This window comes from Streptomyces sp. NPDC001219, from assembly GCF_053597915.1.
In genome coordinates, this window is sequence record NZ_JBSFJF010000006.1 from 134,864 (window position 1) to 161,374 (window position 26,511).

The 26,511-nt window shown below is 71.4% G+C and carries 21 protein-coding genes; 12 read left to right on the forward strand and 9 right to left on the reverse strand.

All coding sequences use genetic code 11. From position 1 onward, the window contains the following. The first annotated feature begins 3 nt into the window (after nt 1-3). From ACWC9R_RS05820 to ACWC9R_RS05845, 6 genes are all read left to right on the forward strand, one after another. The gene (locus ACWC9R_RS05820; RefSeq protein ID WP_450729136.1) at nt 4-1,092 is read left to right on the forward strand and encodes an isocitrate/isopropylmalate dehydrogenase family protein; all 1,089 of its coding nucleotides are present in this window, start codon (nt 4-6) and stop codon (nt 1,090-1,092) included. Next, nucleotides 1,089-2,153 (forward strand): agmatinase, encoded by a 1,065-nt coding sequence (gene speB / locus ACWC9R_RS05825; RefSeq protein ID WP_450729137.1) that lies wholly within the window; start codon nt 1,089-1,091, stop codon nt 2,151-2,153. The genes ACWC9R_RS05820 and speB overlap by 4 nt, the downstream gene beginning before the upstream one ends. Next, nucleotides 2,150-2,674: a hypothetical protein gene (locus tag ACWC9R_RS05830; protein ID WP_450729138.1), complete on the forward strand. Its 525-nt coding sequence runs from the start codon at nt 2,150-2,152 to the stop codon at nt 2,672-2,674. Before speB ends, ACWC9R_RS05830 begins: the two co-directional genes overlap by 4 nt. After that, entirely contained in the window at nt 2,671-4,278 is a 1,608-nt protein-coding gene (locus ACWC9R_RS05835) for an MBL fold metallo-hydrolase (RefSeq protein WP_450729139.1), read from the forward strand. The genes ACWC9R_RS05830 and ACWC9R_RS05835 overlap by 4 nt, the downstream gene beginning before the upstream one ends. A gap of 113 nt (nt 4,279-4,391) precedes the next feature. Then, nucleotides 4,392-5,075 (forward strand): nitroreductase, encoded by a 684-nt coding sequence (locus ACWC9R_RS05840; protein ID WP_450729140.1) that lies wholly within the window; start codon nt 4,392-4,394, stop codon nt 5,073-5,075. A gap of 58 nt (nt 5,076-5,133) precedes the next feature. After that, the gene (locus ACWC9R_RS05845) at nt 5,134-5,673 is read left to right on the forward strand and encodes a putative immunity protein (protein ID WP_450729141.1); all 540 of its coding nucleotides are present in this window, start codon (nt 5,134-5,136) and stop codon (nt 5,671-5,673) included. 77 nt (nt 5,674-5,750) lie between these two features. Here the strand turns inward: ACWC9R_RS05845 and ACWC9R_RS05850 are convergent, their stop codons facing one another. After that, nucleotides 5,751-6,908, reverse strand: a complete 1,158-nt coding sequence (locus tag ACWC9R_RS05850) for an MFS transporter (RefSeq protein WP_450729142.1) — start codon at nt 6,906-6,908, stop codon at nt 5,751-5,753. 60 nt (nt 6,909-6,968) lie between these two features. Between ACWC9R_RS05850 and ACWC9R_RS05855 the strand changes: the two genes are divergently transcribed. Next, nucleotides 6,969-7,343 carry a MerR family transcriptional regulator gene (locus ACWC9R_RS05855; protein WP_450729143.1) on the forward strand — a complete coding sequence of 125 codons (375 nt, stop codon included), beginning with the start codon at nt 6,969-6,971 and terminating at the stop codon, nt 7,341-7,343. Between the two features lie 155 nt (nt 7,344-7,498). Here the strand turns inward: ACWC9R_RS05855 and ACWC9R_RS05860 are convergent, their stop codons facing one another. Together ACWC9R_RS05860 and ACWC9R_RS05865 are read right to left on the reverse strand one after the other, a co-directional pair. Then, on the reverse strand, nt 7,499-8,776 hold the full coding sequence (locus tag ACWC9R_RS05860) for a cation:proton antiporter (protein WP_450729144.1): 1,278 nt from the start codon (nt 8,774-8,776) through the stop codon (nt 7,499-7,501). A gap of 132 nt (nt 8,777-8,908) precedes the next feature. Continuing rightward, nucleotides 8,909-9,745 carry an AfsR/SARP family transcriptional regulator gene (locus ACWC9R_RS05865; protein ID WP_450729145.1) on the reverse strand — a complete coding sequence of 279 codons (837 nt, stop codon included), beginning with the start codon at nt 9,743-9,745 and terminating at the stop codon, nt 8,909-8,911. Between the two features lie 873 nt (nt 9,746-10,618). Here ACWC9R_RS05865 and ACWC9R_RS05870 point away from each other — a divergent pair. The 4 genes from ACWC9R_RS05870 to ACWC9R_RS05885 all read left to right on the forward strand — a co-directional run bounded on the left by ACWC9R_RS05870 (nt 10,619) and on the right by ACWC9R_RS05885 (nt 18,555). Beyond that, nucleotides 10,619-14,203 (forward strand): BTAD domain-containing putative transcriptional regulator, encoded by a 3,585-nt coding sequence (locus tag ACWC9R_RS05870; RefSeq protein WP_450729146.1) that lies wholly within the window; start codon nt 10,619-10,621, stop codon nt 14,201-14,203. Between the two features lie 207 nt (nt 14,204-14,410). After that, on the forward strand, nt 14,411-15,145 hold the full coding sequence (locus ACWC9R_RS05875; protein WP_450729147.1) for an FG-GAP repeat domain-containing protein: 735 nt from the start codon (nt 14,411-14,413) through the stop codon (nt 15,143-15,145). A gap of 488 nt (nt 15,146-15,633) precedes the next feature. Then, entirely contained in the window at nt 15,634-16,878 is a 1,245-nt protein-coding gene (locus tag ACWC9R_RS05880) for an NAD(P)/FAD-dependent oxidoreductase (RefSeq protein WP_450729148.1), read from the forward strand. Nucleotides 16,879-17,055: 177 nt separating this feature from the next. Beyond that, the gene (locus ACWC9R_RS05885; protein ID WP_450729149.1) at nt 17,056-18,555 is read left to right on the forward strand and encodes a cryptochrome/photolyase family protein; all 1,500 of its coding nucleotides are present in this window, start codon (nt 17,056-17,058) and stop codon (nt 18,553-18,555) included. A 77-nt stretch (nt 18,556-18,632) separates the two neighbouring features. Here ACWC9R_RS05885 and ACWC9R_RS05890 read toward each other — a convergent pair whose 3' ends face one another. Together ACWC9R_RS05890 and ACWC9R_RS05895 are read right to left on the reverse strand one after the other, a co-directional pair. Further along, a complete protein-coding gene (locus ACWC9R_RS05890) occupies nt 18,633-18,878 on the reverse strand; it encodes a hypothetical protein (RefSeq protein ID WP_450729150.1) in 246 nt (81 codons plus the stop codon). 200 nt (nt 18,879-19,078) lie between these two features. Further along, nucleotides 19,079-19,423, reverse strand: a complete 345-nt coding sequence (locus ACWC9R_RS05895) for a hypothetical protein (protein ID WP_450729151.1) — start codon at nt 19,421-19,423, stop codon at nt 19,079-19,081. 625 nt (nt 19,424-20,048) lie between these two features. On the opposite strand from ACWC9R_RS05895, the gene ACWC9R_RS05900 reads away from it, so the two are divergent. Then, nucleotides 20,049-20,585: an FABP family protein gene (locus tag ACWC9R_RS05900; RefSeq protein ID WP_450729152.1), complete on the forward strand. Its 537-nt coding sequence runs from the start codon at nt 20,049-20,051 to the stop codon at nt 20,583-20,585. A gap of 116 nt (nt 20,586-20,701) precedes the next feature. On the opposite strand, the gene ACWC9R_RS05905 is transcribed toward ACWC9R_RS05900, so the two are convergent. The 4 genes from ACWC9R_RS05905 to ACWC9R_RS05920 form a co-directional block, all read right to left on the reverse strand. Next, the gene (locus ACWC9R_RS05905) at nt 20,702-21,343 is read right to left on the reverse strand and encodes a hypothetical protein (protein WP_450729153.1); all 642 of its coding nucleotides are present in this window, start codon (nt 21,341-21,343) and stop codon (nt 20,702-20,704) included. Nucleotides 21,344-21,754: 411 nt separating this feature from the next. Beyond that, a complete protein-coding gene (gene adh / locus ACWC9R_RS05910) occupies nt 21,755-23,278 on the reverse strand; it encodes an aldehyde dehydrogenase (protein WP_450729154.1) in 1,524 nt (507 codons plus the stop codon). Between the two features lie 67 nt (nt 23,279-23,345). Further along, nucleotides 23,346-24,668 (reverse strand): GAF domain-containing protein, encoded by a 1,323-nt coding sequence (locus ACWC9R_RS05915; RefSeq protein WP_450729155.1) that lies wholly within the window; start codon nt 24,666-24,668, stop codon nt 23,346-23,348. A gap of 199 nt (nt 24,669-24,867) precedes the next feature. Then, nucleotides 24,868-26,139, reverse strand: coding sequence for a glycoside hydrolase family 18 protein (locus ACWC9R_RS05920; protein ID WP_450729156.1), 1,272 nt, complete (start codon nt 26,137-26,139; stop codon nt 24,868-24,870). Between the last annotated feature and the right edge of the window lie 372 nt (nt 26,140-26,511).

Here is a 26,511-nt window from a genome sequence, read left to right on the forward strand (position 1 = left end):
CCGATGACACCCACAACGGAACCGACGGTACTCATCCTCCCCGGCGAAGGCATCGGACCGGAGGTCGTGGGCGCCGCCCGCCAGGTCCTCGAGCACGTCCTCGACCGCGCCGGACTGCCCGCCACGATCCGCGAGCACGCGGTGGGCCTCCCGGCGTACGAGCGCACCGGGCAGTGGCTGCCCGACCCGGTACGCGACGAACTCGACCAGGTCGCGGCGTCGCCGCACGGCGCGGTCCTGTTCGGCGCGACCGCGGACGAACCGATCGGCGAACTGCGCAGCCGCTACGACCTGTTCGCCAACCTCCGCCCGGCCCGCCCGCTGCGGGCGCTGGGCGAGGTCTCGCCGCTCCGGCCGGAGCGGCTCGCCGGTGTCGACCTGCTGCTCGTGCGCGAGCTCGTCTCGGACGTCTACTACGGGCGACGCCGGACGGGGTCCGACGCCGGACAGCGGTGGGCCGGACAGGAGATGTACTACCGGGAGGACGAGATCCGCCGCATCGTGCGGTGCGCCCTCCAGCACGCCGAGACACGGCGGCGCCGCCTGACCCTGGTGCACAAGGCGAACGCCATCCCCGACGTCTTCGGGCTGTGGCTGGACGTCCTCGCCGAGGAGGCGCCGGCCTACCCGAAGGTCGAGATCCGGGACATGTTCGCCGACACGATGGCGATGCAACTCGTCCTGCGGCCCGCCGACTTCGACGTCCTCGTGACCAGCAACCTGTTCGGCGACGTGCTCTCCGAGATCACCGGCGCGGTGTGCGGATCGCTGGGCCTGCTCCCGTCGGCGACCCTGAGCCCCACCGGGTTCGCGCTGTACGAGCCGGTCGGCGGCACGGCCCCCGACATCGCCGGCACCGGACGCGCCAACCCGCTCGGCACGATCGGCTCCGTGGAGCTGATGCTGCGCCACACCTTCGGCGCACCGCGATGGGCGGACTTCCTGGCCACCGCCGTCGAGCGGGCCGTCGAGACCCACCGCACCCCCGATATCGCCGGGCCGGGGAACCCGCCCTGCACCACCGACGAGATGGCCGCCGCGGTCCGTGACGCGTTCGACGCCGTGGTGGCGGAGGAGGCGACTGCGCGATGACCCCACCCACGCCCGGCGGACCGGGCGGACCCGCCGGCGACCCACCACAGGACTACGACGACGCGGTGCGCCGCGCCGACTACCGCGGGGTGTTCGGCCCGGAGACCACCTTCCTCGGACTGCCGCGATGTGACCAGAGCCCCGCGGGCTACGCCGGCGCCGATGTCGTGATCCTCGGCGCGCCCTTCGACGGCACCACCTCCCACCGGCCGGGAACCCGGTTCGGCCCCCAGGCCATCCGCCGCACCGACTACCTGCCGCATGTCCCCTACCGCCCCCATATGAGCCTCGGCATCGACCCGTTCAGCGAACTCAGGATCGTGGACGCCGGGGACGTGCCGACCCCTCCGGGGGAGACCGAGCGGGCCCACCAGCTCCTCGAACGCGCGGTGAGCGAGGTCGTCGCCGCCGGGGCCATCCCCTTCACCCTCGGTGGGGACCACAGCATCGCCTGGCCGACGATGCGCGGGATCGCCGGCCGGCGCGGCGCCGGAAGCTTCTCGGTGCTGCACTTCGACGCCCACGCCGACATCGGGGACACCAGCGACTTCGGAGCGAAGTACGGCCACGGCACCGTCATGCGCCGCCTCCTGGAGTCCGGCACCGTACCGGGGGACCAGTTCGTCCAGATGGGACTGCGCGGGTACTGGCCCGGACCACGCACGCTCCAATGGGCGGCCGGGCTCGGGGTCCGCTCGGTCACCATGTCCGAGCTGCGCTCCCGCGGCCTCGACGCCTGCCTGGACGAGGTCCTCGGACAACTCGGGGACACCCCCCTGTACCTGACGATCGACATCGACGTCGTCGACCCGGGCATGGCCCCGGCGACGGGGACGCCCGAACCGGGCGGGCTGACCAGCCGTGAACTGCTCGACGCCGTACGGATCTGCGCCCAGCGCACCGACCTCGTCGGCGCGGAGATCGTCGAGCTCTCGCCGCCCTACGACGGGCCGGGGGAGATCACGGCCTATCTCGCGAACCGGGTGGTGCTGGAAGTGCTGGCGGGGATGGCGTGGAAACGCCGCGCCACGTCAGCCGAGAAGGGAGGGATGCCGTCGTGATCATCAGTGGCCTCGCCTACGGGGTGGGGGACTTCGTGGACACCGACGTGATGAGTCCGGGCCGTTTCGAGCCCTACGAGGGGCCGGCGCAGCTCGCGCGGATCGCCCTGGTCGACTACCCGGCGAAGACGCCGTTCGTCGACCCGGAGACGGGCAGTTCGCCGTACACGGTGATCTTCGCCGGGACGGAGTTCGGCTGTGGCTCCAGCCGCGAGACCGCCCCGCAGGCGCTGCACCACGCCGGGGCCCGCGTGGTCATCGCCAGGTCCTTCGGCAACATCTTCTTCCGCAACTGCGTCAACATGGGCCTGCTGCTTCCCGTCGTCGTCGACCACGGCTTCGACGAGTCGATCACCGGTGCACCGGTCCGTGTCGATGTCTCCCGCCGGGTCGTGACCTGTGCGGACCGTGAGATGGAGTTCGCCGACCTCGGGGCCCTCCAGGGCATCGTCGACCGCGGCGGTCTCACCCCCTACACCCTCGACCGAGTCCGGGCCGGACAGGGAAGGCGCGTCCGATGACACCAACTCCGAACAGCCGCCGACCCGTTGCGCTGCGTCCCGACGTCGTGGCCGAGCCACTGATCGACCACTGGTACGCCTGGTCGCACCTGCTCTCGCCGGGCACGGCGGCGCGCAACATCGCCCGCCGCCAGCTGCCGATCATGACCTCGTACCTGGAGTCGCCGGCGGTCCACCAGCGGTCGTCCCGGACACCGGCGCTGGCCGGCGGCCCCTTCATGGACCTCGGAGCCGACCGCTCGGCGGACGTCGAGGCCCTGATCGAGACGACCCGGCGGCGCGCCGCGCGGCTGCTGGAATTCGACGGCGCGGTGGACGAGCTCCAGGAACTGCTCGCGAAGGCCGGTCCGGGCGTGCCGCTCGAAGGGCTCTACCCCCTCGTGCCGGAGCCCCTCAAGGGCTATGTGGAGCTGGTCTACGACCTCCAGGACAACGCCTCGTTCCGGCTGATCGAGGCGCTGCTGTACCGAAGTGACTACGCCTCGACCGACGGCCAGGCCCTCGCGCTGGAACCCCTCCGGGCCGACCGCCGCCCCTTCGCCCTCTCCACACCCCGTCTCGACACCGACGAGCGGACCGTGCTGCCGGTGCCCTTCCGCCACCCCGGCGTCGACGTCATGTTCTCGACCCTGCGCACCCCGCGGCCGTTCGGCGAGGTCGCCGAGGCCCTGGAACTCACCCCCGACGCGGCGGCGCGAGTGGCGCGCTACTTCACCGCGGCCGAGACCCCCGCGACGGCCGCGCGCAGGGAACACGTTCGGGAGCCGCGCATCCGCTACCTCGGACACGCCTGCGTCCTGGCCGAGAACGACCGGGGCGCGGTCCTGGTGGACCCGCTGCTGCCGCCCGCGTTCCCCGGCGCCGGCCCCCGCCTGGTCGACAGCGATCTGCCCGACTTCATCGACCACGTCCTCATCACGCACGGGCACCAGGACCACCTGGTACTGGAGTCGCTGCTGCGCCTGCGCACCCGGATCGGGACGATCGTCGTGCCCCGGTCGGACGCGGGGTCGCTCCAGGACCCGTCGCTGCGGCTGGCGCTGGAGGCCGCGGGCTTCCCCCGGGTCATCGAACTCGGCGAGCTGCAGCAGACCGACACGGCGATGGGCCGGATCACCGCCGTGCCCTTCTTCGGCGAGCACGGCGACCTCGCCATCGCCAAGTCCGCCTGGCTGCTGGAGTCCGACGGCAGGTCCGTGCTCTTCGCCGCCGACACCGCCACGGTGGACCCCGACGCGTATGCGCATGTGCGGCGGGCCATCGGCGAGGTGGATGTGCTCTTCCTGGGCATGGAGTGCGAAGGCGCCCCGCTGACCTGGCTCTACGGGCCGCTGTTCACTCAGGAGCCGGCGCGTGAGATGGCCGTGCGCCGGCGCCTGAACGGCAACGACGACCTCGGCGCCATGGCCCTCGCCGAGGCGCTGGGGTGCGGCCGGGCCTATGTGTACGCCATGGGACACGAGCCATGGGTCTGGTACCTGACGACGACCACCTTCGACGAGAACGCGGTACCGGTGCAGGCGGCCGAGCGGTTCGTGGCGGCCTGCCGCGCCCGGGGGATCGAGGCGCAGCGCCTGCACGGCTCCTGCGACCTGCCGTGGTGACGGGGCACCTCCGCACCGCCCCGCCGGTGTGACCCGCCGGTGAAACGGACCGTGCCCGGCGCGGATCACCGTCGGAACCGACCGGTGCAACGCATCCACAGAAAGGAGTGGTCGTGACTTCGCTCGAAACCTCTCTGGAGCCACAGGTGGCCGAACGGCTCATCCGTGGCCGGCGCGCGGTCCGTGCCTACCGACCCGACCCGGTCCCCGACGCGGTGATCGCCTCGGTGTTCGACCTGGCGGCCTCGGCCCCGTCACACTCCAACACCCAGCCGTGGTCCGTCGACGTCCTCAGCTCCGGCGCCCGCCAACGGCTCGGCGAGGCCCTGGTCCGGGCCGCCGAAGCGGGGAAACCGAGCCCCGACTTCCCGCTGCGCCCGTACACCGGGACGGCCGCGGAGCGCAGTCACGCGGCCGGCGCCCTCACCTACGAAGCGCTGGGCGTCGCCCGTGACGACCGTGCCGCACGGCGGCGGGCGTTCCTCGCGGGGCTGCGCTTCTACGGGGCGCCCCATGTCGCGCTGCTCTCGGTCCCCGCCAACGCCGACGAGCGCATGGCGGCCGACCTCGGCATCTACGCACAGACCCTGATGCTCGCCATGACGGCCCACGGCATCGCCAGCTGCCCGCAGGGCGTGCTCGGCTTCTACGCCGACGCCGTACGCACCGTCCTCGGCCCCTCCACCGACAAGCTGCTGTTCGGCATCTCCTTCGGCTACCCCGAGCCGGAGGCCGTGGCCACCATGCCGGCCGTCCCCCGCGCACCGCTCACCGAGACCACCCGGTTCCACGAGTGAACGGAGCCGGGTGACCGAGCGGCTGCCGGGCGCGCGGCACCGATGAAAGAATCGGCGCATGACCGCCGGAACCGGGGACTTCGAGTTGACCACGGACGAGCTGCGCGCCGTGGCGCGCTACGCCGCCGAGAGCGCTCAGGACGTCCTTCCGGTGTTCGAGGAGGCCCTTCCCGGCGATCCACGGCCGCGCGCGGCCGTGGACGCGGCCTGGGAGTTCGTGAACGGCGCACGAAGGACCACGCTGCAGCGCGTCACCTCGCTGGACGCCCACCGCGCCGCGAAGGAGGCGGACACCGAGGCCGCCTGTCTCGCGGCCCGCGCAGCCGGCGACGCCGCGGCCGCCGCCTACCTGCACCCGCTCGCCAAGGCCACCCAGGTGGGCCACATCCTGCGCGCGGCCGCCTGCGCGGCGCGCGTCGCCGAGCTGACCGCGGGCGACGCCCCCGGCGCCGGAGAAAGGGCCATTGAGCAGGCCCGGCAACGCGCCACGCCGCTCCTGAAGGACGTCCTGAGCCGCTATCCCGCCGCCCCGCACGGCAAGAGCCGCGTGGCCCACCTCATGAGCGCCTTGGACGCCGCCCTGCGCACGTCCGGCTGAGGAGGGCGATCGGCCGGCGTCCTTCGACGGTGAGGGGCGTGGTGCGGTGAGCCTGGGCCGTCCCGCCCGCGGTCGCCTCACGGGCCGGCGGGCGAGGCGTCCCGCGTGGCGAGAGTGAGCAGCACGGCCGCCGCGCTGAAGGCGAGGCCGACGAGGACGGTTCCGCTGAGATCGCCGGTGACGGTGATCGCCCGGCTTCCGATCGTGGTGGCCGCCGCGACGCCGAGGGTGATGGCCGAGGTGTGCACGGTGTTCACGAGAACGTCCGGCTCTCCGACGGCGATCACACGGTTCACCAGAAGAGGGTTCAAGGCGATGCCTGTCCCTCCAAGGAACACCGTCGCTGCCACGATCCACTGCGAGTCACCGGGCGTCAGCAGGAAAAGGAGCAGAGCGCCGAGCTGGACGACGACTCCTACGACCAGCCACCCTCGGGCGGCTCCTCCGGCAACGCGGCCGGCGAGGTGGTTGACGGCGAACGCCGCGCCACCGAAGCCGAACATCGTCAGGCTGACCTGGGGTGGGGTGAGACCGGCGCGCTGGAGCAGCGGGTCGATGAAGGTGAACGCCGTGAAGGCGCCACCGATGGTGAGAAAGCTGGTGAGGTACCTCAGCCACAGCTGTCCGTTGCGCAACGTGCCCAGAGACGCCGGGCGTTCATCGGGCCGCCCCGCCGCTTCGGGTACGGCGAGACGTACCGCGAGAGCCATGGCGGCCGCGGCCGCCGCCAGCACGACGAACGACGCTCGCCAGCCCACCGCCGTCGCCACCACGTGGCTCAGGGGGAGCCCCAACAGCGTTCCAGCCATCAGGCCGGTCAGAACACCGGCCGACATACGGGCCCGGCCGTGCTCGTCACCGAGGCGCATGCCCGTCGACAGGGCCATCCCGAAGGTCGCCCCGGACAACGCTCCGGTGAGCAGCCGCAGCGGGATGAGCAGGTGCTCTTCCGTCATGGTCCCGGTCAGCGCCTCGGCGACCGCGTAGCAGGCCATCACCAGAACCAGAGCGCTCCGGGGCCGGAACCGCCGGAGAGCCCATGCCACCACCGGCCCTCCGAAGCCCATGCCGAGCGAGTAGACCGTCACCAGGAGGCCCAGGTCCGCCACCGAGGCCCCCAGGTCGGCCGACATCGCGGTCAGCATGGCCGCGACCTGGAACTCGCTGCTGGTCACGACGAACAGCGCACCGGCGAGGACGATGACCACCAGCGTGGGTGAGGAAGTTCTTCGCATGCGCGGTAGCATCAACCTTCACACCAATATGAAGGTCAAGTCGGAAGGGCCCGACCACGGATGCGCATCGCTGACGCGGCCGCTCGCATCGGGGTGCCGGCGCACCGGCTGCGCCACTATGAGGCGGCGGAGCTGCTCGTACCCGACCGGAGCCCGGCCGGCTATCGCGACTACGACCCCGCCGACATCGACCGCGGCAAGCAGATCAAGGCGCTCCTCGACTCCGGCTTCACCGCCAAGGACATCGCCCTGATGCTGCCCTGCATGACCTCCGGCACGGACGACGACCGCCGTTGCTGCGAGGTCACCCGAGCCCGCCTGTCCGAACGCCTCGACGAGATCACCGAGCGGCGCATCCAACTCCAGCGCACCGAGCACGCTCTGACGGCCTGGCTCGACACCCCGGGACACAACGAGACCTCAACAGCCCCCTGAGCCACGACAACCGGGGTGCGCCGCACGGAAGTTCACCGAGCGGGCCGACGGCCACCGGGCACCGGCCCGGCCCGACCAGACCCTGTCCCCGGCAGCGACGCCTCTGCTTCGAGGCCGGGGAGGACCTGGACGAGGCCGGGGCCCGGCCGCTCGAACTACGGCTGCCGCGTCGGAGGATGCTCGCTGTTCTCCGCACGCGGCCCCGACGCCGGGACCCGTGCGCCGAGGGTGTCCTCGCCCTCCGCCGGCGCGCCGATGCTCGCGCGCAGGAGCGGCCCCGACACGACGGTGGTCACGACCGCCATCACGACCATCAGCGAGTAGAGGCCGGAATCCAGGAGCCCCAGGGAGAGGCCGACCGTCAGCAGCACCAGTTCGGTCAGGCCCCGCACGTTCATCAGCGTGGCGAGCCCCATGGACGACCGGTGGTCGAGGCGGGCGGCCCGTGCCGCGCCGTAGACGCCGAGGAGCTTCCCGCCGCTCGCGACCAGCAGGATCAGCACCAGCTCGCCGAGCGCGGCGGCATCGAGGTGCGAGAGATCCACCCGGAACCCGGCGACCACGAAGTAGATCGGCATGAGGAAGGACGCCAGCGGCTCGACGGAGGTCCCCAGCCCCTCCCGGAACCCCCCGGGCAGCCCGGTGCGGGGGACGACGAGGCCGAACAGGAAGGCTCCGAAGATCAGGTGCAGTCCCATCCACTCCGTCGCGGCGCCGGAGGCGAGCACGCCCGCCAGCACGAGCAGCACGACCGCCCGCTGCGGCAGCCGGCACACCACCCGGCTGCGCAGCAGCCGCGGGACCAGGAACACCATGGCCGCGGCATAGGGGAGGAGCAGGAGCAGGCGCCAGGAGTGCCCGTCCGTCCCGACGACGGCGACGACAACCGCGAGCACCGTCCAGGCGATCACATCGCCCACGGCCGCCAGCGCCAGTGCCAGCCCGCCGATCCGGCTGTTGAGCAGGCCGCGGTCGACGATGATCCGGGCGAGGACGGGGAAGGCGGTGACGGCCATGGCCGTGCCGAGGAAGACGACGAACACCGCGGGCCGCCGGCTCGGGTGAGCGTCGAGCAGCCAGAGCGCGAACAGCGCCCCGAGCCCGAACGGCACCACGAACGCCCCGATGCCCAGCCAGCCCATCGTGCCTGCCTGCCGGCGCACGACGCGCCGGTCGAACTCGAGCCCCACCAGGAACATGAACAACGCGACACCGACGTTCGCGAAGGCGCCGAGCAGCGGGCGGATGCCGGTCGGGAAGAGCGTGTCGGTGAGTTCGCCCCCGAACAGCGTCGGTCCGAGGAGCACACCGCCGATGATCTCCCCGACCACGGAGGGCTGGCCCAGGCGGCGGGCGAGCCCCGCCATCGCCTGGCAGACGAGGACGAGCACGGCGAGAGCGAGCAGCAGCGAGCTGGCGTCCGGGGCGCTCATCGCGCCACCACAACGGTGCAGAGGGAAAAGAACATCACGGTCTCTCTTTCCTTTCTCGGCAATTCCTGGTGGCTGGTGTGCCGGTGACCGGTGGCTGGCGCCGGTGGCCCCGGAAATGTCGCCCGCGCCGGACTAATCGACCGAACTGGGCTGACGGCGCAGCTCTCCCGCCGACCGCAGGCTGCTGACGCGCGAGGCCACGGCGCTCGCGATGACGCGCTTGGCCCGGCCGACGTCATCGGACAGGACGATGTCCTGAACCGTCCGCAGGTCTCCGCCCGGATTGATACCGACCTCGTCGGAAAGGACCTGACAGGCTCGGTGGAAAACCCTGAGGGACTGGGCGCGATGGCGTGACAGGAAGAACGCCAGCATCAGCTGCTGATACAGGATCTCGTTCAGCGGATACCGCGTCAGATGGAGGGAGAGAAAGTCGATCACCTCGTGGCACAGACCGGCGCTGAGCTGTGACCAGGCGGTCAGCTCGACGCAGTCCGCGCGTGACTGCTGCACCCACGAGTCGAAGCTGCCGAGGATCGGCCCCGAGTAGGCCCCGCCGAGCAGCGTGCCACGGCAGAGCGAGAGCCCGGCTTTCCAGTCGCGTGCCGCCGATTTGTAGTCGCCGTTCACCATGTTGCGGTGGCCGTCGATCCGGTGACGATGGAACGACTGGAGATCCAGCTGCTCGCCGTGGAGACGCATGAGATATCCCGGGAATTGGCTCCATATCACGTCGCTCTGTGAGGTGTCGCCGAGTTGTTGGCGCAGCTTGGAGATGTGTACGTAAATCGCGTCGCGCGCCCGCTGCGGCGGCTGGGCCCATACCTCACCGATTAGATCGTCGACGGTGACGATGTGCCCCGCCTTCACGAGAAGAGTGGCCAGAATGATCGCCAGGTTCCGGGAGCGCATGGAGCGCGGTTCGCCGTCGACGACCAGGTGGAGCGGCCCGAGAATTGCATAGTGCACGGAACTGGACCCTTCACATGGCATGCCTCATGGGCATGCGAATTCGGCATTGAAGAGGTGTGTGGGGGAGCGGCGTCAGTGACGAAGGGCCGGTCTGGGCAATGCCGTGAGGAGTGCCGCGGGAAGCGGACAGCGGCAGCGGCCGCCGACTCCGCCTCGCGAGGCAAGGGAGGCTGCCGGCACACCGGGTGGGTACAACCAACTCGCCATGTCTGAACGGGAGTTACGAGTCGACCCCGCAACTTTGTCTCGAACAACTCCCCAGGAAAGGGGAGTTGGAGGTGGCGCATACCATCCGGAGCCTCTAGGTGTGGCCATGGAGGCGGAGTTCGAGAGGGTGCTCACCCCGGAGTGCTGACCGCCCGGCACCGTCCCCGCAGAGGTCTCACCGAGTGCTCCGTCGCGCATCGGACCGCTACTCCTTCCCGTCGCCAGGCTGTCTTGGTGAAGGTCGGCCCGGCGGTCACCGTGAAGGCGCCACCGGGGGCCCCGACCCCGCCCTCCCCGTTCAGGTGGTTTCCGATGACGGGCATCCTGCGGCATGCCCCTTGCGGCGGTCTGGTCGGGACGCTGCCTGATTCCTGCCGTTCGCTGCGGCGATTTTTGGCCATCCTTGCCGAAACCCCTGCGGACTCCTTGCCGTTCGCTTGCCGCCGGTGAGGATGATCTTGGAACGCTTCGTCCTCTATGCAAGGCTCCGCTTCGGTAGGGCGCCGGCCGCCCGGCGCCACCCCACCTGCCGGCACGATTGCGCGTGCGAGAACGATTGGGAGCGATATGCCTTCATCCCTGACGCCGAATTCGCCCCCGACCACTCCGGCCCCCGAGTCCGGGCCGCACGGGACATCCCTCCTGCTGAGTGTTCTGGGTCCCATGTCGGCGCACCACGACGGCAGCGACCTCCCACTCGGTCCGCCACGCCGCAGGGCCCTGCTCGCGTTGCTTCTCATACGCCTGGGGCGTGTGGTGCCCACGGAACTGCTCATCGAGGAGCTGTGGGGCGAGGAGCCCCCGCGTCAGGCCGTCGCCACGCTCCAGAGCCACGTCTCCCACCTGCGCCGCGCGCTCCAGCCCGCCTCCGGGCCCGGCCGCCCCACCGTGCTGCGCCACCGCGCGCCCGGCTATGTCCTGGAACTCGCCCCCGAACAGATCGACACCTGCCGCTTCGAGCGCCTGATCGCCGACGGGCGGCGGCTGCTGGAGCGCCGCGAACCACGCGCCGCGCGCGACCGGTTCACGGCGGCCCTCTCCCTGTGGCGGGGCTCGCCCTACGCGGAGTTCGACGCCCATCCCCCGCTCAGCGACGAGAGTTCACGACTCGAAGACGTCCGGCTCACCGCCGTGGAGTCCTGCGCGGAGGCCCGGCTCACCCTCGGCGAGGCCCAGGAGGTCGCCGCCGACCTCGACCGCGAGGCCCGCCTCCACCCCGCGCGCGAACGCCTGGTCGGCCACCTGATGACGGCGCTCTCCCGGCTCGGGCGACAGGCCGAGGCGCTCGAAGCGTACGAACGCACCCGCGCCCACCTGGACGAGGAGTTCGGCGTGGGCACCGCCGCCGAACTCCGCAGGGTCAGGACCGCGATCCTGCGCCAGGAACCAGGGGTGGGCGGGCCCACCACGGGCCCACGCCCCGGTCTCCCCGAGCCCGCCGGGCCCACGCCGGGAGCCACGGCGACCGGAGCCGCCCCGGCGGACGAGGGCGTATGGGCACGAGGGGCGGAGGCACGACTGCCGCACACGGCGCAGGCGTCCCAGCCGCCCGCGGCGGCCGAGGCGTCCGGCCGGACCGGCAGGGCGCCGGCCGGGTCCTTCGCCCCGCACGGCGACGATGTCGTACTCCAGGACGGCACGCCGCCCGCGAGTCCGGGGAGAGTCGGACGCACGGCCACGGACCGGGCGGGAGCGGACGGTCCCCTGCCCGGACGGGGACCCGCGCACCCGCCGGTGCCGACGGCCACGGACCCGTGGCCGGCCCCCGCGAACTCCCGCTCGGTCAGCGCGGATTCGGGGTACGCCGGGCGTCCCGGGCAGGAAGCGAAGGCCCGCGAGCACGGCACCGGCACCGAGACCATACGGCCGGTGTGCGGCGGGCCGGGCGCCCAGTCACCGTTCACCGGCCGCAGCGCGGAGTTACAGCGCCTGACCGCCGCGGCGGCGGGCGCGCTCGCCGGTCTCGGACATGTGGCGGGCGTCCTCGGCCCCGCCGGCGTCGGCAAGACCCGTCTGCTGCTCGAACTCGTCCCCCGGCTCGGAGCCGCCCGCGCCGGCCAGAACGGTGCCGGCCACAACGCTGCCGGTCAGGCCGATGCCGGCCTGGAGGTGATCTGGAGCCACTGCTTCCTGGGCGAGGGCGTACCGCCCTACTGGCTCTGGACCCAGATCCTCAGACGGCTGTCCACCACCCGCCCGGAGGAGTTCCGCGAGGTGGCGCAGCCGTTCGGCGCCCTGCTCGCCCCGCTGCTGCCCGAGCGCGCGGCCCGGCCCAGCGCACCGGCCCCGGAATCCGACTGGGGCCGCGCCCGGTTCCTCACCCACGACGCGGTCTGCGAGGTCCTGCTCGCCCTCGCCGCCCGGCGCCCGCTGGTCCTGCTCATGGAGGACCTGCACTGGGCCGACACCGCCTCCCTGGACCTCCTCAGACTGCTGAGCACCCGCAGCCAGGGACACCCGCTCTGCATCGTGCTGACCGCCCGCGAGTACGAGGCCGAGTCCGACGCGACCCTGCGCCGCATGCTCTCCGAGGTCCTGCGCGGCCCCAGGACCGAGACCCTGCGGCTCGGCGGCCTCTCCCGGCACGCCGTCGCCGCCCTCGTCGTCGCCCAGGCCGGCCCCGGCGTCGACGCGAGGGTCGTCGAGGTGCTGCACCGGCGCAGTGAGGGCAACCCGTACTTCGTCATGCAGCTGCTCTCCCTCCTGGGCGATGCGCGCAGCCTGCGCCGGCCCGACGCGGTGGACGTACTCCTGACCCGCGTCCCGACGGGCGTCCGCGAGGCGCTGCACCAGCGGTTCGCCACACTGCCCGACCCGGTACTGCGCGTGCTGCGGCTGTGCGCGGTCATCGGCACCGAGGTCGACACCGATCTGCTGCAGCGCACCGCCACCGAGGACGAACCGGTCGCCACGGCACTGGAGTCGGCGATCCGGGCCGGGCTGCTCGGCGAGGACCCGCACCACCCGGAGCGGCTCCACTTCACCCACGCCCTGGTCCAGGAGACCCTGATCGACGACCTTCCCCGCGAGGACCGCCAGCGGCTGCACGCGAGGGTCGCCGAGGGGATATCCGCCCGCAGGCTGGGGCAGGTGAACGACGAGGAGATCGAGCGGGTCGCCCACCACGCCTGGCACGCCAAGACGGCACTGCCGACCGCCGAGACACTGCCCCTGCTGCTGCGCGCCGCCGAGCAGGCCGAGCAGCAACTCGCCTACGAACAAGTGGAGACCTGGCTGCGCCGCGCGGTCCACCTGATCGGCATGCTGCCGCCCGGCGACCCCTCCGCCGCCTCCCTGAACCAGCGGCTGCACGTCCAGCTCGGCCAGGTGCTGGCCACCACCCGGGGCTACGGCCATGCCGAGGCCGAGACGGCACTCGCCCGCGGATGGGCCCTCAGCGCGGCCACCGGTTCCCCCGAGGACCCGTCGGTGCTCTGGGCCCTGTGCGCGGCGTACATCGTCACCGGCCGCTACGACGCCTCACGCCAGTTCTCGGGCCTGCTCCGCGACCTCGCCGACCGGTCCGGCCAGCCGGTGGCGGTGCTCGGCGCCGCCTACGGCGAGGGCATCGTCCTGCACGTACGCGGCCAGCTGCGGCAGGCGCTCGCCGAGCTGGAGCACGGCGTCGCGATGGCGGACGGGTATGCCAGCGAGGGCCACGCCCTGGCCCGCACCTTCCAGCACGACCCGCGCGTCTCCTGCCGCTCCTACGACACCTTCACCCACTGGCTCATGGGCGACCGCACCGCCGCCGCGGCACGCCGTCGCGAGTTGCTGCGCCTGACCGAGTACGACAGCAGGCCCTCCGACCGTTCCTTCGCCCTCTACGTGGACGCGGTCGTGGCGGCCTGGGAGGGCGATGCCCGCCGGGCCCGCTCCTCCGGCGCCGAGGGGGTCCGCCTGGCGCACGAACACGGCCTGCTCTACTGGAAGGCGATGCTCGGCGTCCTGGAGGGCTGGGGCCTGACCCATTCCGGCCAGGAGGACGGCCTCACCCTGATGTACTCCTCCCTCGCCGAACTCCGCGCCTCCAGAACCCACTTGCGCCGCCCCCTCCACCTGGGCCTCCTCGGCCAGGCCCAGCACCGCGCCGGACGGACCGAGGACGCGAAGACCACCTTCCGATCCCTCCTCGCAGCCGTCGGCCAGAGCGACGAACACGTCTACCTCCACCCGGAACTCCCCGCCACCCGCCTCCTCCACGACCTCCTGGGCCGTGGCGCCGCGGAGGCGGTGGAGGCCGGCTGAGGGACACGAACCCCTAGGTGCCCACGGGCCCGGGGGCGCTGACACGGCCGGACGCCCCGCCGCCCGCCACCGGCGCGCCCTCGCCCTCCACTGCCCCGCCCCCTCGCTCCCTCCCCTACGTCACAACTGCGTAATACAGCTATCCACGCTGAACGCACGGGGCACCCCCGATATCTCCTCTCACACAACGACGTGAGGAGTTCGTCCATGCTTCGCAAGCGCTTAGGCCTGATCGCCGCGCCGATCGCGGCCGCCACCCTGACCCTGACGGTGGCCGGCTCTCCGGCCAGTGCGGCCTCGGACGGCGCGGGACGGTCCGGCAAGGCCGCCAAGACGACGTCCGTGTGCCTGGCCGACGCCACGACGCTGGTCGGTGACCTCGACGGTGACCGCCACCCGGACAAGATCAGCAACCCCGGGCTCACCGGCACCAAGATGACGATCCGGTGGGGCACCGCGAACGGCTCGTTCGGCAAGCCGTACCCCGTCCGCACCCTTCTCGGCGCGAAGAAGGGGGAGGTCGCCTCCGCCGCGGTCGCCGACTTCCAGAACGACGGCACCCTGGACATGGTCGTCAATCTCGTCACACCGGCCGACGGCGACGACCCCGCGACGGCACGCGTCGCGCAATACCGCCCCGGCCCCCTCAAGCGGTCGAACCTGGGCTCCGCCCACGCCCGGCACTCCGACATCGGCGACCGCGGCGAGGCGCAGCAGCTCCGGATCGCCAACTACGGCGGCGACGCCTACCCGGACCTCGCGATCCTCAACAACTCCGGTGACGGAGGCCTGGACCGGGACGTGCGCCTGTCGAAGCCGGGCACGGGCCCCGGGAACTACAGCTACGAACTCCAGGTGAAGTACGGCGAGTTCGGCACCACCCCCGAGCCCCCCGCCATGCCCGGCGACGGCTGGAAGCACTTCTACAAGCCCTGCTCCTGACCCGAACCGGACCCGGCCGCCCCCTCCGGTAGCCCGCGCCCCGACCCGACCGACCCGAAACGAAAGGCGCCTGACGGGCATGAGCCTGTTGGGCGCCTTTCCCTGTCCGCAGGCCCCCACCGGTGCGCCCGGCCTTGCCCCGCCACGGCACCGTGCGCCCGGCGTTGCCCCGCCTGCCGAGTGGCGGGCGTGAGTGCCGGGCGGGGGTGTCGGGCGTGGCACCCACACTCCCGCGCGGAAAGGCGGGACGATCACCGCGGCGGGCGTGGTGCGTGCTGCGCCCGCCGGCCGGCTCTCTCACCGGCCGGTGTTCCCGCGCCGCGGGCCGGGGCGCACACGGCCCGGCCCGTGGGAAGAGGCCACTGCCTCCACAGGGAGATCCGGGAGATCCGGAACATCCTCACCTGGTTCAAGTGGCTCAAGACCTGGTCCAAGGGCACCGCTCCCCGTGTGCCGGTCACGGCTGACGGAAGCGAAGGAGACCACGTATGGCAGGTCAGTGGAGCCGGCGCCGGGACGCCGTCGTCATCGGGGGTGGGCTTGCCGGTCTGGCCTGCGCGCTCGACCTCAGCCGTGCGGGCCTGCTCGTGGAACTGTGTGAAGCGGGCGACGAGGTCGGTGGCCGTATGCGGACGGACCGCCGGGACGGCTTCGTTCTGGATCGTGGTTTCCAGGTGTTCAACACCGCCTATCCGCAGGTGAAGCGCCGCCTGCCGCTGCGGGAACTGCGACTGCGGCCGTTCACCCCCGGCGTGCTGGCCCACACCCCGTCGGGCGTCGCACGGATCACGGACCCCACCCGGCGGCCACGCGAGGCGGGCAGCCTCCTGCCCGGTCGCGTCCTGGGCGCACGAGACCTCGCGGCCCTGGCCGCCCTGACCGCCCGGGACATGCTGGCCCCTGCCGCCCTTCTCAAGCGTGGCGGGGACCGCAGCACCGCTGACGCGCTCGCCGGAAGCGGCCTGTCCGCCAAAGCGGTGGACGAAGTGCTGCGGCCCTTCCTCGCCGGCGTGTTCCTGGAGAAGGAACTGGAGACATCGGCCCGGTTCTTCCATCTGGTGTGGCGCAGCATGGCCCGCGGCACGCTCTGCCTGCCCGCGCAGGGCATCGGCAGCGTGCCACGCCTCCTCGCCGGCCGGCTGCCCGCGGGCACCGTACGGCTTGAGTCCCCTGTCGCGGCCGTCACCGATGAAGGAGTGCTGCTGGACGGCACCGAACGCCCGGCCGAGGTGGTGGTCGTCGCCACGGACGCCGCCACGGCCTCCGGGTTGCTTCCCGGCCTGCCCGTGCCACCCGGGCGGACCGTCACCACCTACTACCACGCGGCCGAGACCTCGCCCCTGCGGGAACCGACCCTCGTGGTCGACAGCACCCTGGCCGTGCTCAACACCTGCGTGCTCACCGAGGTCACCACGACTTACGCACCTCCCGGCACCGCCCTGGTGTCGACCTCCGTCCTCGGCGGTGACCCGCCGGGCGCCGAGACCGCGGTGCGTCGGCGCCTGGCGGAGCTGTACGGCACGGACACCGCGCCCTGGCAGCTCGTGGCGACGTACACCGTCGAGCAAGCGCTGCCCGTGATGCGCCCGCCGTGGCCGACCAGCCGCAGCACCCGCTTCAGGAAGGGACGGTATGTCTGCGGTGACCACCGGGCGACCGGCTCGGTGCAGGGCGCTCTGGCCTCGGGCAGCCGGGCGGCCCGGGAGGTCCTGGCAGACCTCCGCGGCAGCTGAGACCGTCGCCCGTGCCCGGCACGGACAGCCTGGGAGACGCAGGTTGCCCGCCCCGCCCCGCCCCGCCCCGCAACGAGACGAGACGACGGGACAACGGGGCAACCGCCGCAGAGTTCCACCCGCGGCGATCCCGCCCACCGCCGCCGCGACAGCCCGGACGGAACGGAGGAACCCCGCATGCACTGGCTCTTCGGCGACCAGCTCGGACCGCACTTCCTGCGGCCCTCGCAGGACAGTGGTCCCACACGCGAGGAACCGTTGCTGATGATCGAGGCCCGGTCGGTCTTCCGGCGCCGGCGTTTCCACCGTGCCAAGGCACACTTGGTGCTCTCCGCCATGCGCCACCGGGCGGCCGAACTCGGTGACCGGGTCACCTACGTCCGCGCGGACACCTACCGGGAGGCGCTGGAACGGGTGGTGGGCGGCGGCGAGCGGCTGACCGTGCACCATCCGACCTCCTACGCCGCAGTGAAGCTCGTGCGCTCCCTGCCACAGGTCACCATGGGCCCCGCGCGTGGATTCCTGGTGCCCATGGACGACTTCGCCGCATGGGCGGACGGGCGCGGCGGCGAGCGGCTGCGCCAGGAGGATTTCTACCGGTGGGTGCGACGCTGCCATGACCTGCTGATGGACGGTGACGCGCCGGCCGGCGGCCGGTGGAACTACGACCACGACAACCGGGAGCCCCCGCCGCGCACACCTTCCCTGCCGGTTCCCGCCCCCTACTGGCCGCGTGAGGACGAGATCGACGAAGAGGTCCGGCGCGACCTCGACCGCTGGGAGAGGGAGGGTGAGGTGTCCTTCGTCGGACGGGATGGACCGCGCCTCTTCCCGGCAACCCGAGCCGAGGCACGAAGAGCCCTGCGCCGCTTCCTCGCCCACCGGCTTGCCACATTCGGCCCGTACGAGGACGCGATGCTCGCCGCCGACCCCGTCATGAGCCACAGCCTGCTGTCCGCCGCGCTCAACCTCGGCCTGCTCGATCCCGCCGAGTGCGTCGAACAGGCCGAAGCGGCGTGGCGCGCGGGCCGGGCACCCCTGAACAGCGTCGAGGGCTTCGTCCGGCAGATCGCCGGCTGGCGCGAGTACGTATGGCAGCTCTACTGGTATTTCGGCGAGGAGTACCGGCACTCGAACGCGCTGCGGCACACCGCCCCGCTGCCCGCCTGGTGGAACGACCTGGACGCGGACGGCGTCCGCGCACGCTGCCTCAGGACCGTGCTGGCCCAGGTACGCGACTCCGGATGGACCCACCACATCCCCCGGCTGATGATCCTCGGCAGCTACGCCCTCCAGCACGGCTGGGAGCCGGCCGCCGTCACGGACTGGTTCCACCGCTGCTTCGTCGACGGCTACGACTGGGTGATGGTCCCCAACGTCATCGGCATGTCCCAATACGCCGACGGCGGCCGCATGACCACCAAGCCCTACACCTCCGGCGGCGCCTACGTGAACCGCATGAGCGACCTGTGCGGCCCCTGCCCCTACCGTCCAGGTGACCGCACCGGCCCACACGCCTGCCCCTACACCGCGGCCTACTGGGCCTTCCTCGACCGCCACCGCCCCAGACTGGAACACAACCACCGCACCGCCCGCGCCGTACACGGCCTGGACCGCCTCACCGACCTCTCCGAACTCCGCCGCCAGGAACGAGCACGCGGCGACGGGCCACCGTGAGGGGAACGTCCGACGGGCCGACGGCGGTCCGCTGCAAGCCTCCACGCGAACAGGACAACTCCTCAACCGGGACCTCCTCACAACTCGGGACAAGGCGTACGGATGTCGACGGTGTCCCATTCGGTGCGAGTGCCGGTGGCGGCATCCAGCGCTGTGGCGACGAGGTACTCGGCGAGAATGCCACGCATCGTGTTGTTGGCCAGGTCCGAGCACGCCCAGCTCCAGAACTCGCCGAGCCTGCCGACTATGTCGCCCCGGGCCCGCAGGGGCTCACTGCCGCTGAGGCGGCTGACGGACAACGGACCAAGACCGGGGGTGCTCATCGTGTCTCCTGACGCGGTTCTGCAGCGAGTGACACCCAGCCTGACAGCAGCCACTGACAACGGAGTTCGGCTCACCACGGGACCTGGGCCCGTGCGGCCCCACGGGGGCGCGGACCACCGCCGGTCGTCGCGCTCCCGGACCGTGTACGGCCGACGCCGGTACGGCCGGCGAGCCTGCCGTACCGGCGGCAATCCACCGGTCAGCGGGTGCGGTCGACCGGCCAGCTGGTCAGGGACTCCTGCTCACCACAGTGCTCGGTGTCCTTGTCGCCGCGGCACAGGAAGACCGAACCAGTGGTGGTGAAGGTGTAGTTGGCCAGGCTCAAGTCCACCGACTTCGTACCTTCACCGCACAGGGTCGCCCGCTTGACGGGCGGCGTGGGTACCAGGTCATAGGTCCACTGGGTCCACACCGAGTAGCAGTCCTTACCCGTGTTCTTGAAGTCGCCCTTGATGACGAGCTTGGAGAACGCGGAGCCGTCCTTGGGCTGCACCGACCTGGTACCGGATGCCGTGGCCGTGCCGTACGTGGCCTTCCACGGCACGACCGCATCCGCCGACGTGACTCCGGCAGCCGTCGCGGAGGACTGCCCAAGGGCAAGCAGGACAGCAGTGGAAGCCAGAACGGCGGCTCCCGACGTGAATATACGGCTCGATTTCACTGAATTTCCTTTCCGGAGTTGTACAGAGCGGCGATCGGCCGGCCGGCCAGGGAAGGGCAGAGCGCTCCACCGCTGTCGAAACCCGCCAGGACCTGCCGACGCCGAATTCGATGTGCTTCGGGTTACAGCGAAGGGTGGTCAATTCCCAGGTACTTGAGACCGGCGATCCAACTTCCAGTGAAGAGCCGGCCGTACCGATCACCATCGAGGCGGCAAGGGCCGCCTGCGCTCCTTGCTGAGCTACTCATAGTGGAATCCCCCGCCGTGACCCTGCACGCCGTCGCCCCCGTGGGCGAGCACAGTCGTTTCTAGCACGGGAAGCACGCGCTAAAGAAAGGCGTTACTCGTTAAAGAAAGGCGTTAATTGATGCCGGAACGGCGCGCGATGCCCGCGAGGTCACCTGCCTCCGCAATACCCTGCGCTCGGTGAGGCGAGGTGAGGCCTGACCGTGTCCGCGCCGTGGAGCCGTTGCACGCTCCGCGGCTGCCCCTGTGGATACTGATCACCATGGATACCGACTTTGATCCAGAGGCCCTGCGACCGAACGAAGCGCCCGCGCCGCACGCACTGCTCGCCCCGCTGACCGGGTTCCTGGGCACCTGGGTCGGCCGGGGCAGCGGCGAATACCCGACGCTTCCCGAGGAGTTCACGTACGCCCAGGAGGTCACCTTCAGTCACGATGGGCGTCCCTTTCTCCACTACGAGTCGCGCGCCTGGCTGCTCGATGCGGACGGCACCCCACTGCGGCCGTCGGCCCGGGAGAGCGGCTGGTGGCGGCTGCAGCCCGACGGTCGCGTGGAAGCCTTGATCACCCAGCCCACGGGCATTGCCGAGATCCTGGTCGGCCGTGCCGCCGACGGTGTGGCCGACCTCAGCACCCATGAGGTGGCCCTCACCCCCACCGCCAAGGAAGTCAACGCCACCCGCCGCCGCTACACCCTGACCGACGAAGGCACGCTCAGCTTCGTCCACGACCTCGCAGCGGTCGGCCAGCCGCTGCAACACCACCTCTCGGCACAGCTTCGACGCACGGCCAGAAGCTAGGTGTGGTGTTAACGGCCTTGTCCTGAGCGGGCCGAGCCGAGGACAGTTGAAGGGTGAGCGGCGGCTGATCTGGCTCCCCGCCGGCGGCCCGGATGGCGTGGCAAGCGCGCCTTGCGCTACACCCAGCCAGTGATGTTCGGGTCGCGCTCGATCAGCTCAGTGATGCCGGCCCGCTGCGCCCGTGCGATCCGGGCGTCATCGGCCTGCGCGCGCTCCTGGGCGGACTTCCCCCAGTTCGCGGGCTGCATGAACATCATGGCGTTGCTGCCAGGGACGACCATGACGCCGCCGAAGAGCGGATCACCGGCGAACCAAACGCCGCCGTCCTCGGCCCCCTTGGGCCAGCGCCGCACCGTCGTGGCGTTGATGGCCCGCATGCGAGGGGCGCCGTGTCGGCCGCGGCTGGAGATTTTGATCGTGTGAAGAGTGCCGAGGTACTTCCACTCGTCCCCGTTCCTGTCTCCCGCCTTCCTGTCCACGCGCGTTCGGTATTCGAGCGGATAGGCGTGCAGCACCCTCCTGCACACGTTCAAGCGCCGCCCATGGCCGACCCTGAGTGCCAGAAAGACGAGCACCCACATGCCGAACGGAATGGGCAGTACCAGGAAGAGGGTGTTCGGCGCACCCAGCGAGTTCAGCACCAACGGCAGCGCCATCAGAGAGAGGGCGAGGGCGAGGCGTCCGGCGACATGCCGCTTCAGCAGTTCGGCGTTGCGCTTCAGGACCTGCTCAACATCAGGTGCCTTTAGTTCAGTCATGGGCTCCATGAAACCCTCATCCGAAGACGCTCCTCGCCGCCGCAACGGCGGATGAGTGCGGCGCCGGCTTCCGGCCCCGCCCGCATCGGCCTCGTCGTCGGACGGGGATGGACCGGTGAAGCTCAGGGCGTGGGCGGCGCCGAGCTTCAACGCTCAGGAAGTCCTCCGCCATCTCCGCGGTGGATGTCACCAGTTGAATCACCACGCTCCCGACCCGCCGAAGCCCGTGACCACCACCGCACCCTGTCAGATGTCTCCCACGAGGGTCCCCGTTTCGTGGCCCCGCCCGCGTGCTGTTGAGCGCCCACGATGTCCCGCCCCGCCACGACACCAAGCCCCTCGAAAGAGAGGCGCCTGACCGGCAAAATGCCCAGCTCAGACGCCTCTCTTCGGGTGCTCAGAAGACAAGGCTCAGAAGAACCCCAGCTTCTTCGCCGAGTAGCTCACCAGCAGGTTCTTCGTCTGCTGGTAGTGATCCAGCATCATCTTGTGCGTCTCCCTGCCGATGCCGGACTGCTTGTAGCCGCCGAAGGCGGCGTGGGCCGGGTAGGCGTGGTAGCAGTTGGTCCAGACGCGGCCGGCCTGGATGGCGCGGCCCGCGCGGTAGGCGGTGGAGCCGTCGCGGGTCCAGACGCCGGCGCCGAGGCCGTAGAGGGTGTCGTTGGCGATGCCGATGGCGTCGTCGAAGTCGCTGAACGGGGCCACGGCCACCACGGGGCCGAAGATCTCCTCCTGGAAGACCCGCATCTCGTTGTTGCCCTCGAAGATGGTCGGGCGGACGTAGTAGCCGCCTTCCAACTCGCCGCCCGGTTCGGCGCGGGAGCCGCCGGTCAGGATGCGGGCACCCTCCTTCTGGCCGATGTCCAGGTAGGAGAGGATCTTCTCCAGCTGGTCGTTGGACGCCTGGGCGCCGATCATGGTGTCGGTGTCCAGCGGGTGGCCCTGGACGATCTTCTCCGTGCGGGCCACCCCGGCCTCCAGGAAGTCCTGGTAGTGCCCGCGCTGGATCAGCGCCCGGGACGGACAGGTGCATACCTCGCCCTGGTTGAGGGCGAACATGGTGAAGCCCTCCAGCGCCTTGTCGTGGAAGTCGTCCGCGGCGGAGGAGACGTCGTCGAAGAAGATGTTCGGGCTCTTGCCGCCCAGTTCGAGGGTCACCGGGCGCAGGTGCTCGGAGGCGTACTGCATGATCAGGCGGCCGGTGGTGGTCTCGCCGGTGAAGGCGACCTTGGCGACCCGGGGGCTGGAGGCCAGCGGTTTGCCGGCCTCGGCGCCGAAGCCGTTGACGATGTTGACCACGCCGGGCGGCAGCAGGTCCGCGATCAGGCTCATCCAGAAGTGCACCGAGGCGGGGGTCTGTTCGGCCGGCTTCAGGACCACCGCGTTGCCGGCGGCCAGGGCCGGGGCGAGCTTCCAGGTCGCCATGAGGATGGGGAAGTTCCAGGGGATGATCTGGGCGACGACGCCGAGCGGCTCGTGGAAGTGGTAGGCGACGGTGTCCTCGTCGATCTCCGAAAGGGAGCCCTCCTGCGCGCGGATGGCGCCCGCGAAGTAGCGGAAGTGGTCGATGGCGAGCGGGATGTCGGCCGCCAGGGCCTCCCGTACGGGCTTGCCGTTCTCCCAGCTCTCCGCGACCGCCAGGGCCTCCAGGTTCTGTTCCATCCGGTCGGCGATCTTGTTGAGCACGGCGGCGCGTTCGGCGGCGGCGGTGCGGGCCCAGCCGGGAGCGGCCGCGTGCGCCGCGTCCAGGGCGCGCTCGACGTCCTCGGCGGTGCCGCGGGCGACCTCCGTGAAGGGTGTGCCGTTGACCGGGGTCGGGTTCTCGAAGTACCGGCCCAGCGCGGGCGCCACGTACTCGCCGCCGATCCAGTGGTCGTAGCGGGGCAGATAGCTCATCACGGCCTCTGCGGAACCCGGGCTGGCGTAACGGGCCATGGTGCGGCCTCCCAATCGCTCTCGGCGCGGTGCCCGCCACTCCCGTGTGACGGGCGTTGAGCGCAGGCTAGAGCCGGGGAGGTTGCCGGAACGTTGCGACGCGGGTGGCGACCGGCGCGTCCACCGCACCGGCAGGGCCGCCGGTCAGGCCGTACGCCACGCGCAGCCGGTGCGTGGTGGCCAGCGGGGCACTGCGGGCGGGGGAGCGCTCCGGGAGGGCGTCCACCAGGGCCTCCCAGATCTCCAGGTCGTCCTCGCCCCAGGAGGTGCGCGACCACTCGCGCAGCAGACCGGGGTCGCGGGCGCCGAGCAGCGCCGACCGCAGCCGGTCCGCCAGCGCGCCGCGCAGCCGCTGCACACCGGGCGCCTCCGACGACGGCAGCAGCGGACCCCGGTAGACGTTCAGCGCGGCGCGCGCGTCGCCGGCCGTCAGTGCTTCCTCGACCGCGCCCAGATCGGTCTCGACGGGTCTGCTCAGCCGGTACGGACGGGAGTGCAGCAGGGTGCCGACCAGCTGCCGCAGCCGGGACAGCTCGGCCCGCAGCGTCACCGGGCGCATCTCGCGCTCGCCGTACAGCAGCACCGAGAGCTGATCGCCCGTCAGCCCCTCGGGGTGCCGGGCCAGCAGCATCATGATCTCGCTGTGCCGGCGGCCGAGCCGCAGCCGCTCGCCGTCCCGCACCAGCAATGCCTCGTCCCGGCCGAGCGCCGTCAGACACACCCCCGACTCCGGTACGCCCGAGGCGAGATGGGCCTCCGCGGCACGGGCGGTGGCCTGCACCAGCGCCAGGCTGTGCGGACTCGCCACATGATCGCCGCCGGTGAGGTCCACCGCGCCCAGCAGCCGGCCGGTCCGTGGGTCGTGCAGCGGGGCGGCAGCACAACTCCAGCGCTGCACCTGCCGGTTGTAGTGCTCGGCGGCGAAGATCTGTACGGCGTGGTCGGCGGCGAGGGCGGTGCCCGGGGCATTGGTGCCGGCGTGCCGTTCGTCCCAGCGGGCCCCGACGACGAAGTTCATCCGCTCGGCGTCGCGCCGCACCCCGCGGTGCCCCTCCACCCACAGCAGCCGGCCCTGCGGATCGCAGACGGCGAGCAGATGCGCGCCGTCCTGCGCGAAGCTGCCCAGCAGCTCCCGGAAGACCGGCATGGCGCGGGCCAGCGGATGTCCGTCCCGGTAGGCGCTCAGCGCGGCCTCGTCCAGTTCGATGGGCACGGCGCCGTCCGCGGCCGCGTGCGCGTCGGCGGAACGGCGCCAGGAGTCGGCGACCACCTGGCGGACCGGCGGCGCGACGGTCCCGTCGGCCAGGAACGCCGCATGGGCTCTGCGCACCGTGCGGGTGCGCTCCACCGGATCGGCTCCGGTCTCCATCGCCAGCCAAGGGTTGACCACGTGTCACCTCTTCGAAGCGGCTCCTGCCCTCTTACGGCCGATGGTGCTCGTACGGGACGGAGCCGTAAACCCCGCGTGACACGGCGGGGTGGTGCCGAGGGGTGCCGGCCGTCCACCCGGTACCGGCGCCGGACGGCGAACGGGCGGGCGGCCGCTGCCACCCGCCCGTCCGGCTCCCCGGCTCTCCGGCCGGGGACCGCTACCTGATGGCCTTGATCAGCTCACCGTTGGCGGTGTCGCCGCTCAGTTCCCAGAAGAAGGTGCCGCCCAGCCCCTGGGCGTCCTTGAAGGCCATCTTCGTGCCGATGGTCTCCGGGGTGTCATAGCTCCACCACTGGTCGCCGCACTTGGCGTAGGCGGTGCCGGCCACCTTGCCGGTGGCCGGGCAGCGGCTCTTGAGCACCTTGTAGTCGTCGATTCCGGCCTCGTACTTGCCCGGTGCCGCGCCGGTCGCCGTACCGCCTGGTGCGTCCTGGGTGACGCCCGACCAGCCGCGCCCGTAGAAGCCGAGGCCCAGCAGCAGCTTGTCCGCCGGTACGCCCAGGCCCTTGAGCTTGGCGAGGGTGTCGGTGCTGTTGAAGCCGGCCTTCGGGATGCCGCTGTACGACGTGAGCGGGGAGTGCGGCGCGGTCGGGCCCTTGGCGTCCCAGGCGCCGAAGTAGTCGTACGTCATCGGGTTGTACCAGTCGACGTACTGGGCCGCGCCCGCATAGTCGGCCGCGTCGATCTTGCCGCCGGCCGAGGCGTCCGCGGTGATCGCCGCGGTCACCAGATTGCTCCGGCCGAACGTCGACCGCAGCGCCCGCATCACCTTGGTGAAGGCATCCCGGCCGCTGGTGTCGCAGGTCAGACCGCAGGCGTTGGGGTACTCCCAGTCGATGTCGATACCGTCGAAGACATCCGCCCAGCGCTTGTCCTCGACGAGGTCGTAGCAGGACTGCGCGAAGGCCGCCGGGTTCCTGGCGGCCTCGCCGAAGCCGCCCGACCAGGTCCAGCCGCCGAACGACCAGATCACCTTGAGGTTCGGGTGCAGCTTCTTGAGCTTTCGCAGCTGGTTGAAGTTGCCGCGCAGCGCCCCGTTGTCCCAGGTGTCCGCCTTGCCGTCGACGCTCTGGCCGGCGGTGTACGCCTTGTCGTAGTCGGCGTAGGAGTCGCCGATGGCGCACTTGCCGCCCTGGACGTTGCCGAAGGCGTAGTTGATGTGGGTCAGCTTGGCCGCCGAGCCCGAGGTCTCGATGTTCTTGACGTGGTAATTGCGGTCGTAGACACCCCAGTTGGTGAAGTATCCGACGACCTTGCCGCCGGCCGCGGCGGGCGCCGTCCGGGCCGTGGCGTGCGGTGCGGTGGGGGCGTTGGCGGGGCTGGCGGCGGCCGGTCCGGCGAGCAGGGTGCCGGCCAGTGCCGCCGTACACAGCGCGGTGGCGGCGGCGATCACTCTGCGCGGTGAGCGCAGCCGGTGCGGTCTGAGCATGTCGTCTCCTCGGAGGGGGTGGGGGTGCCCGCACACTCCCGAACGCCCGCCCGCCAGGCGGATGACGGGGGTTTCCGCGGACATCCCCTGGGGGGGGGAGCCTGACCTGCGTCCGAATTGGCATGAACGCGTGAAACGTTGGAGGAGAAGGTAGAAGGACTAGACCAGTGAGTCAATGGTTCGGACCAATTTCCCCTACGGGCCGGTGCCGGGCCGGATCTTCGTGGTCCGTGATGATCAACCCGTGACGCGGGGCCGCCGATCGGGCATACTCCTAGCGCCACAGCCGCAGGTCATCGCCTTCCGAGACCCGGAACGCGATCATCGGCCTGGCACCACGGAAACCGGCGCCGCCGCCCACCCTGCGCGTGT

Coding starts and splice junctions, on each gene's coding strand:
- ACWC9R_RS05820 (WP_450729136.1), top strand. CDS start 4: ATGACACCCACAACGGAACCGACGGTACTCATCCTCCCCGGCGAAGGC.
- speB (WP_450729137.1), top strand. CDS start 1,089: ATGACCCCACCCACGCCCGGCGGACCGGGCGGACCCGCCGGCGACCCA.
- ACWC9R_RS05835 (WP_450729139.1), top strand. CDS start 2,671: ATGACACCAACTCCGAACAGCCGCCGACCCGTTGCGCTGCGTCCCGAC.
- ACWC9R_RS05845 (WP_450729141.1), top strand. CDS start 5,134: ATGACCGCCGGAACCGGGGACTTCGAGTTGACCACGGACGAGCTGCGC.
- ACWC9R_RS05850 (WP_450729142.1), bottom strand. CDS start 6,908: ATGCGAAGAACTTCCTCACCCACGCTGGTGGTCATCGTCCTCGCCGGT.
- ACWC9R_RS05855 (WP_450729143.1), top strand. CDS start 6,969: ATGCGCATCGCTGACGCGGCCGCTCGCATCGGGGTGCCGGCGCACCGG.
- ACWC9R_RS05860 (WP_450729144.1), bottom strand. CDS start 8,776: ATGAGCGCCCCGGACGCCAGCTCGCTGCTGCTCGCTCTCGCCGTGCTC.
- ACWC9R_RS05870 (WP_450729146.1), top strand. CDS start 10,619: ATGTCGGCGCACCACGACGGCAGCGACCTCCCACTCGGTCCGCCACGC.
- ACWC9R_RS05875 (WP_450729147.1), top strand. CDS start 14,411: ATGCTTCGCAAGCGCTTAGGCCTGATCGCCGCGCCGATCGCGGCCGCC.
- ACWC9R_RS05880 (WP_450729148.1), top strand. CDS start 15,634: ATGGCAGGTCAGTGGAGCCGGCGCCGGGACGCCGTCGTCATCGGGGGT.
- ACWC9R_RS05885 (WP_450729149.1), top strand. CDS start 17,056: ATGCACTGGCTCTTCGGCGACCAGCTCGGACCGCACTTCCTGCGGCCC.
- ACWC9R_RS05890 (WP_450729150.1), bottom strand. CDS start 18,878: ATGAGCACCCCCGGTCTTGGTCCGTTGTCCGTCAGCCGCCTCAGCGGC.
- ACWC9R_RS05900 (WP_450729152.1), top strand. CDS start 20,049: ATGGATACCGACTTTGATCCAGAGGCCCTGCGACCGAACGAAGCGCCC.
- ACWC9R_RS05905 (WP_450729153.1), bottom strand. CDS start 21,343: ATGACTGAACTAAAGGCACCTGATGTTGAGCAGGTCCTGAAGCGCAAC.
- adh (WP_450729154.1), bottom strand. CDS start 23,278: ATGGCCCGTTACGCCAGCCCGGGTTCCGCAGAGGCCGTGATGAGCTAT.
- ACWC9R_RS05920 (WP_450729156.1), bottom strand. CDS start 26,139: ATGCTCAGACCGCACCGGCTGCGCTCACCGCGCAGAGTGATCGCCGCC.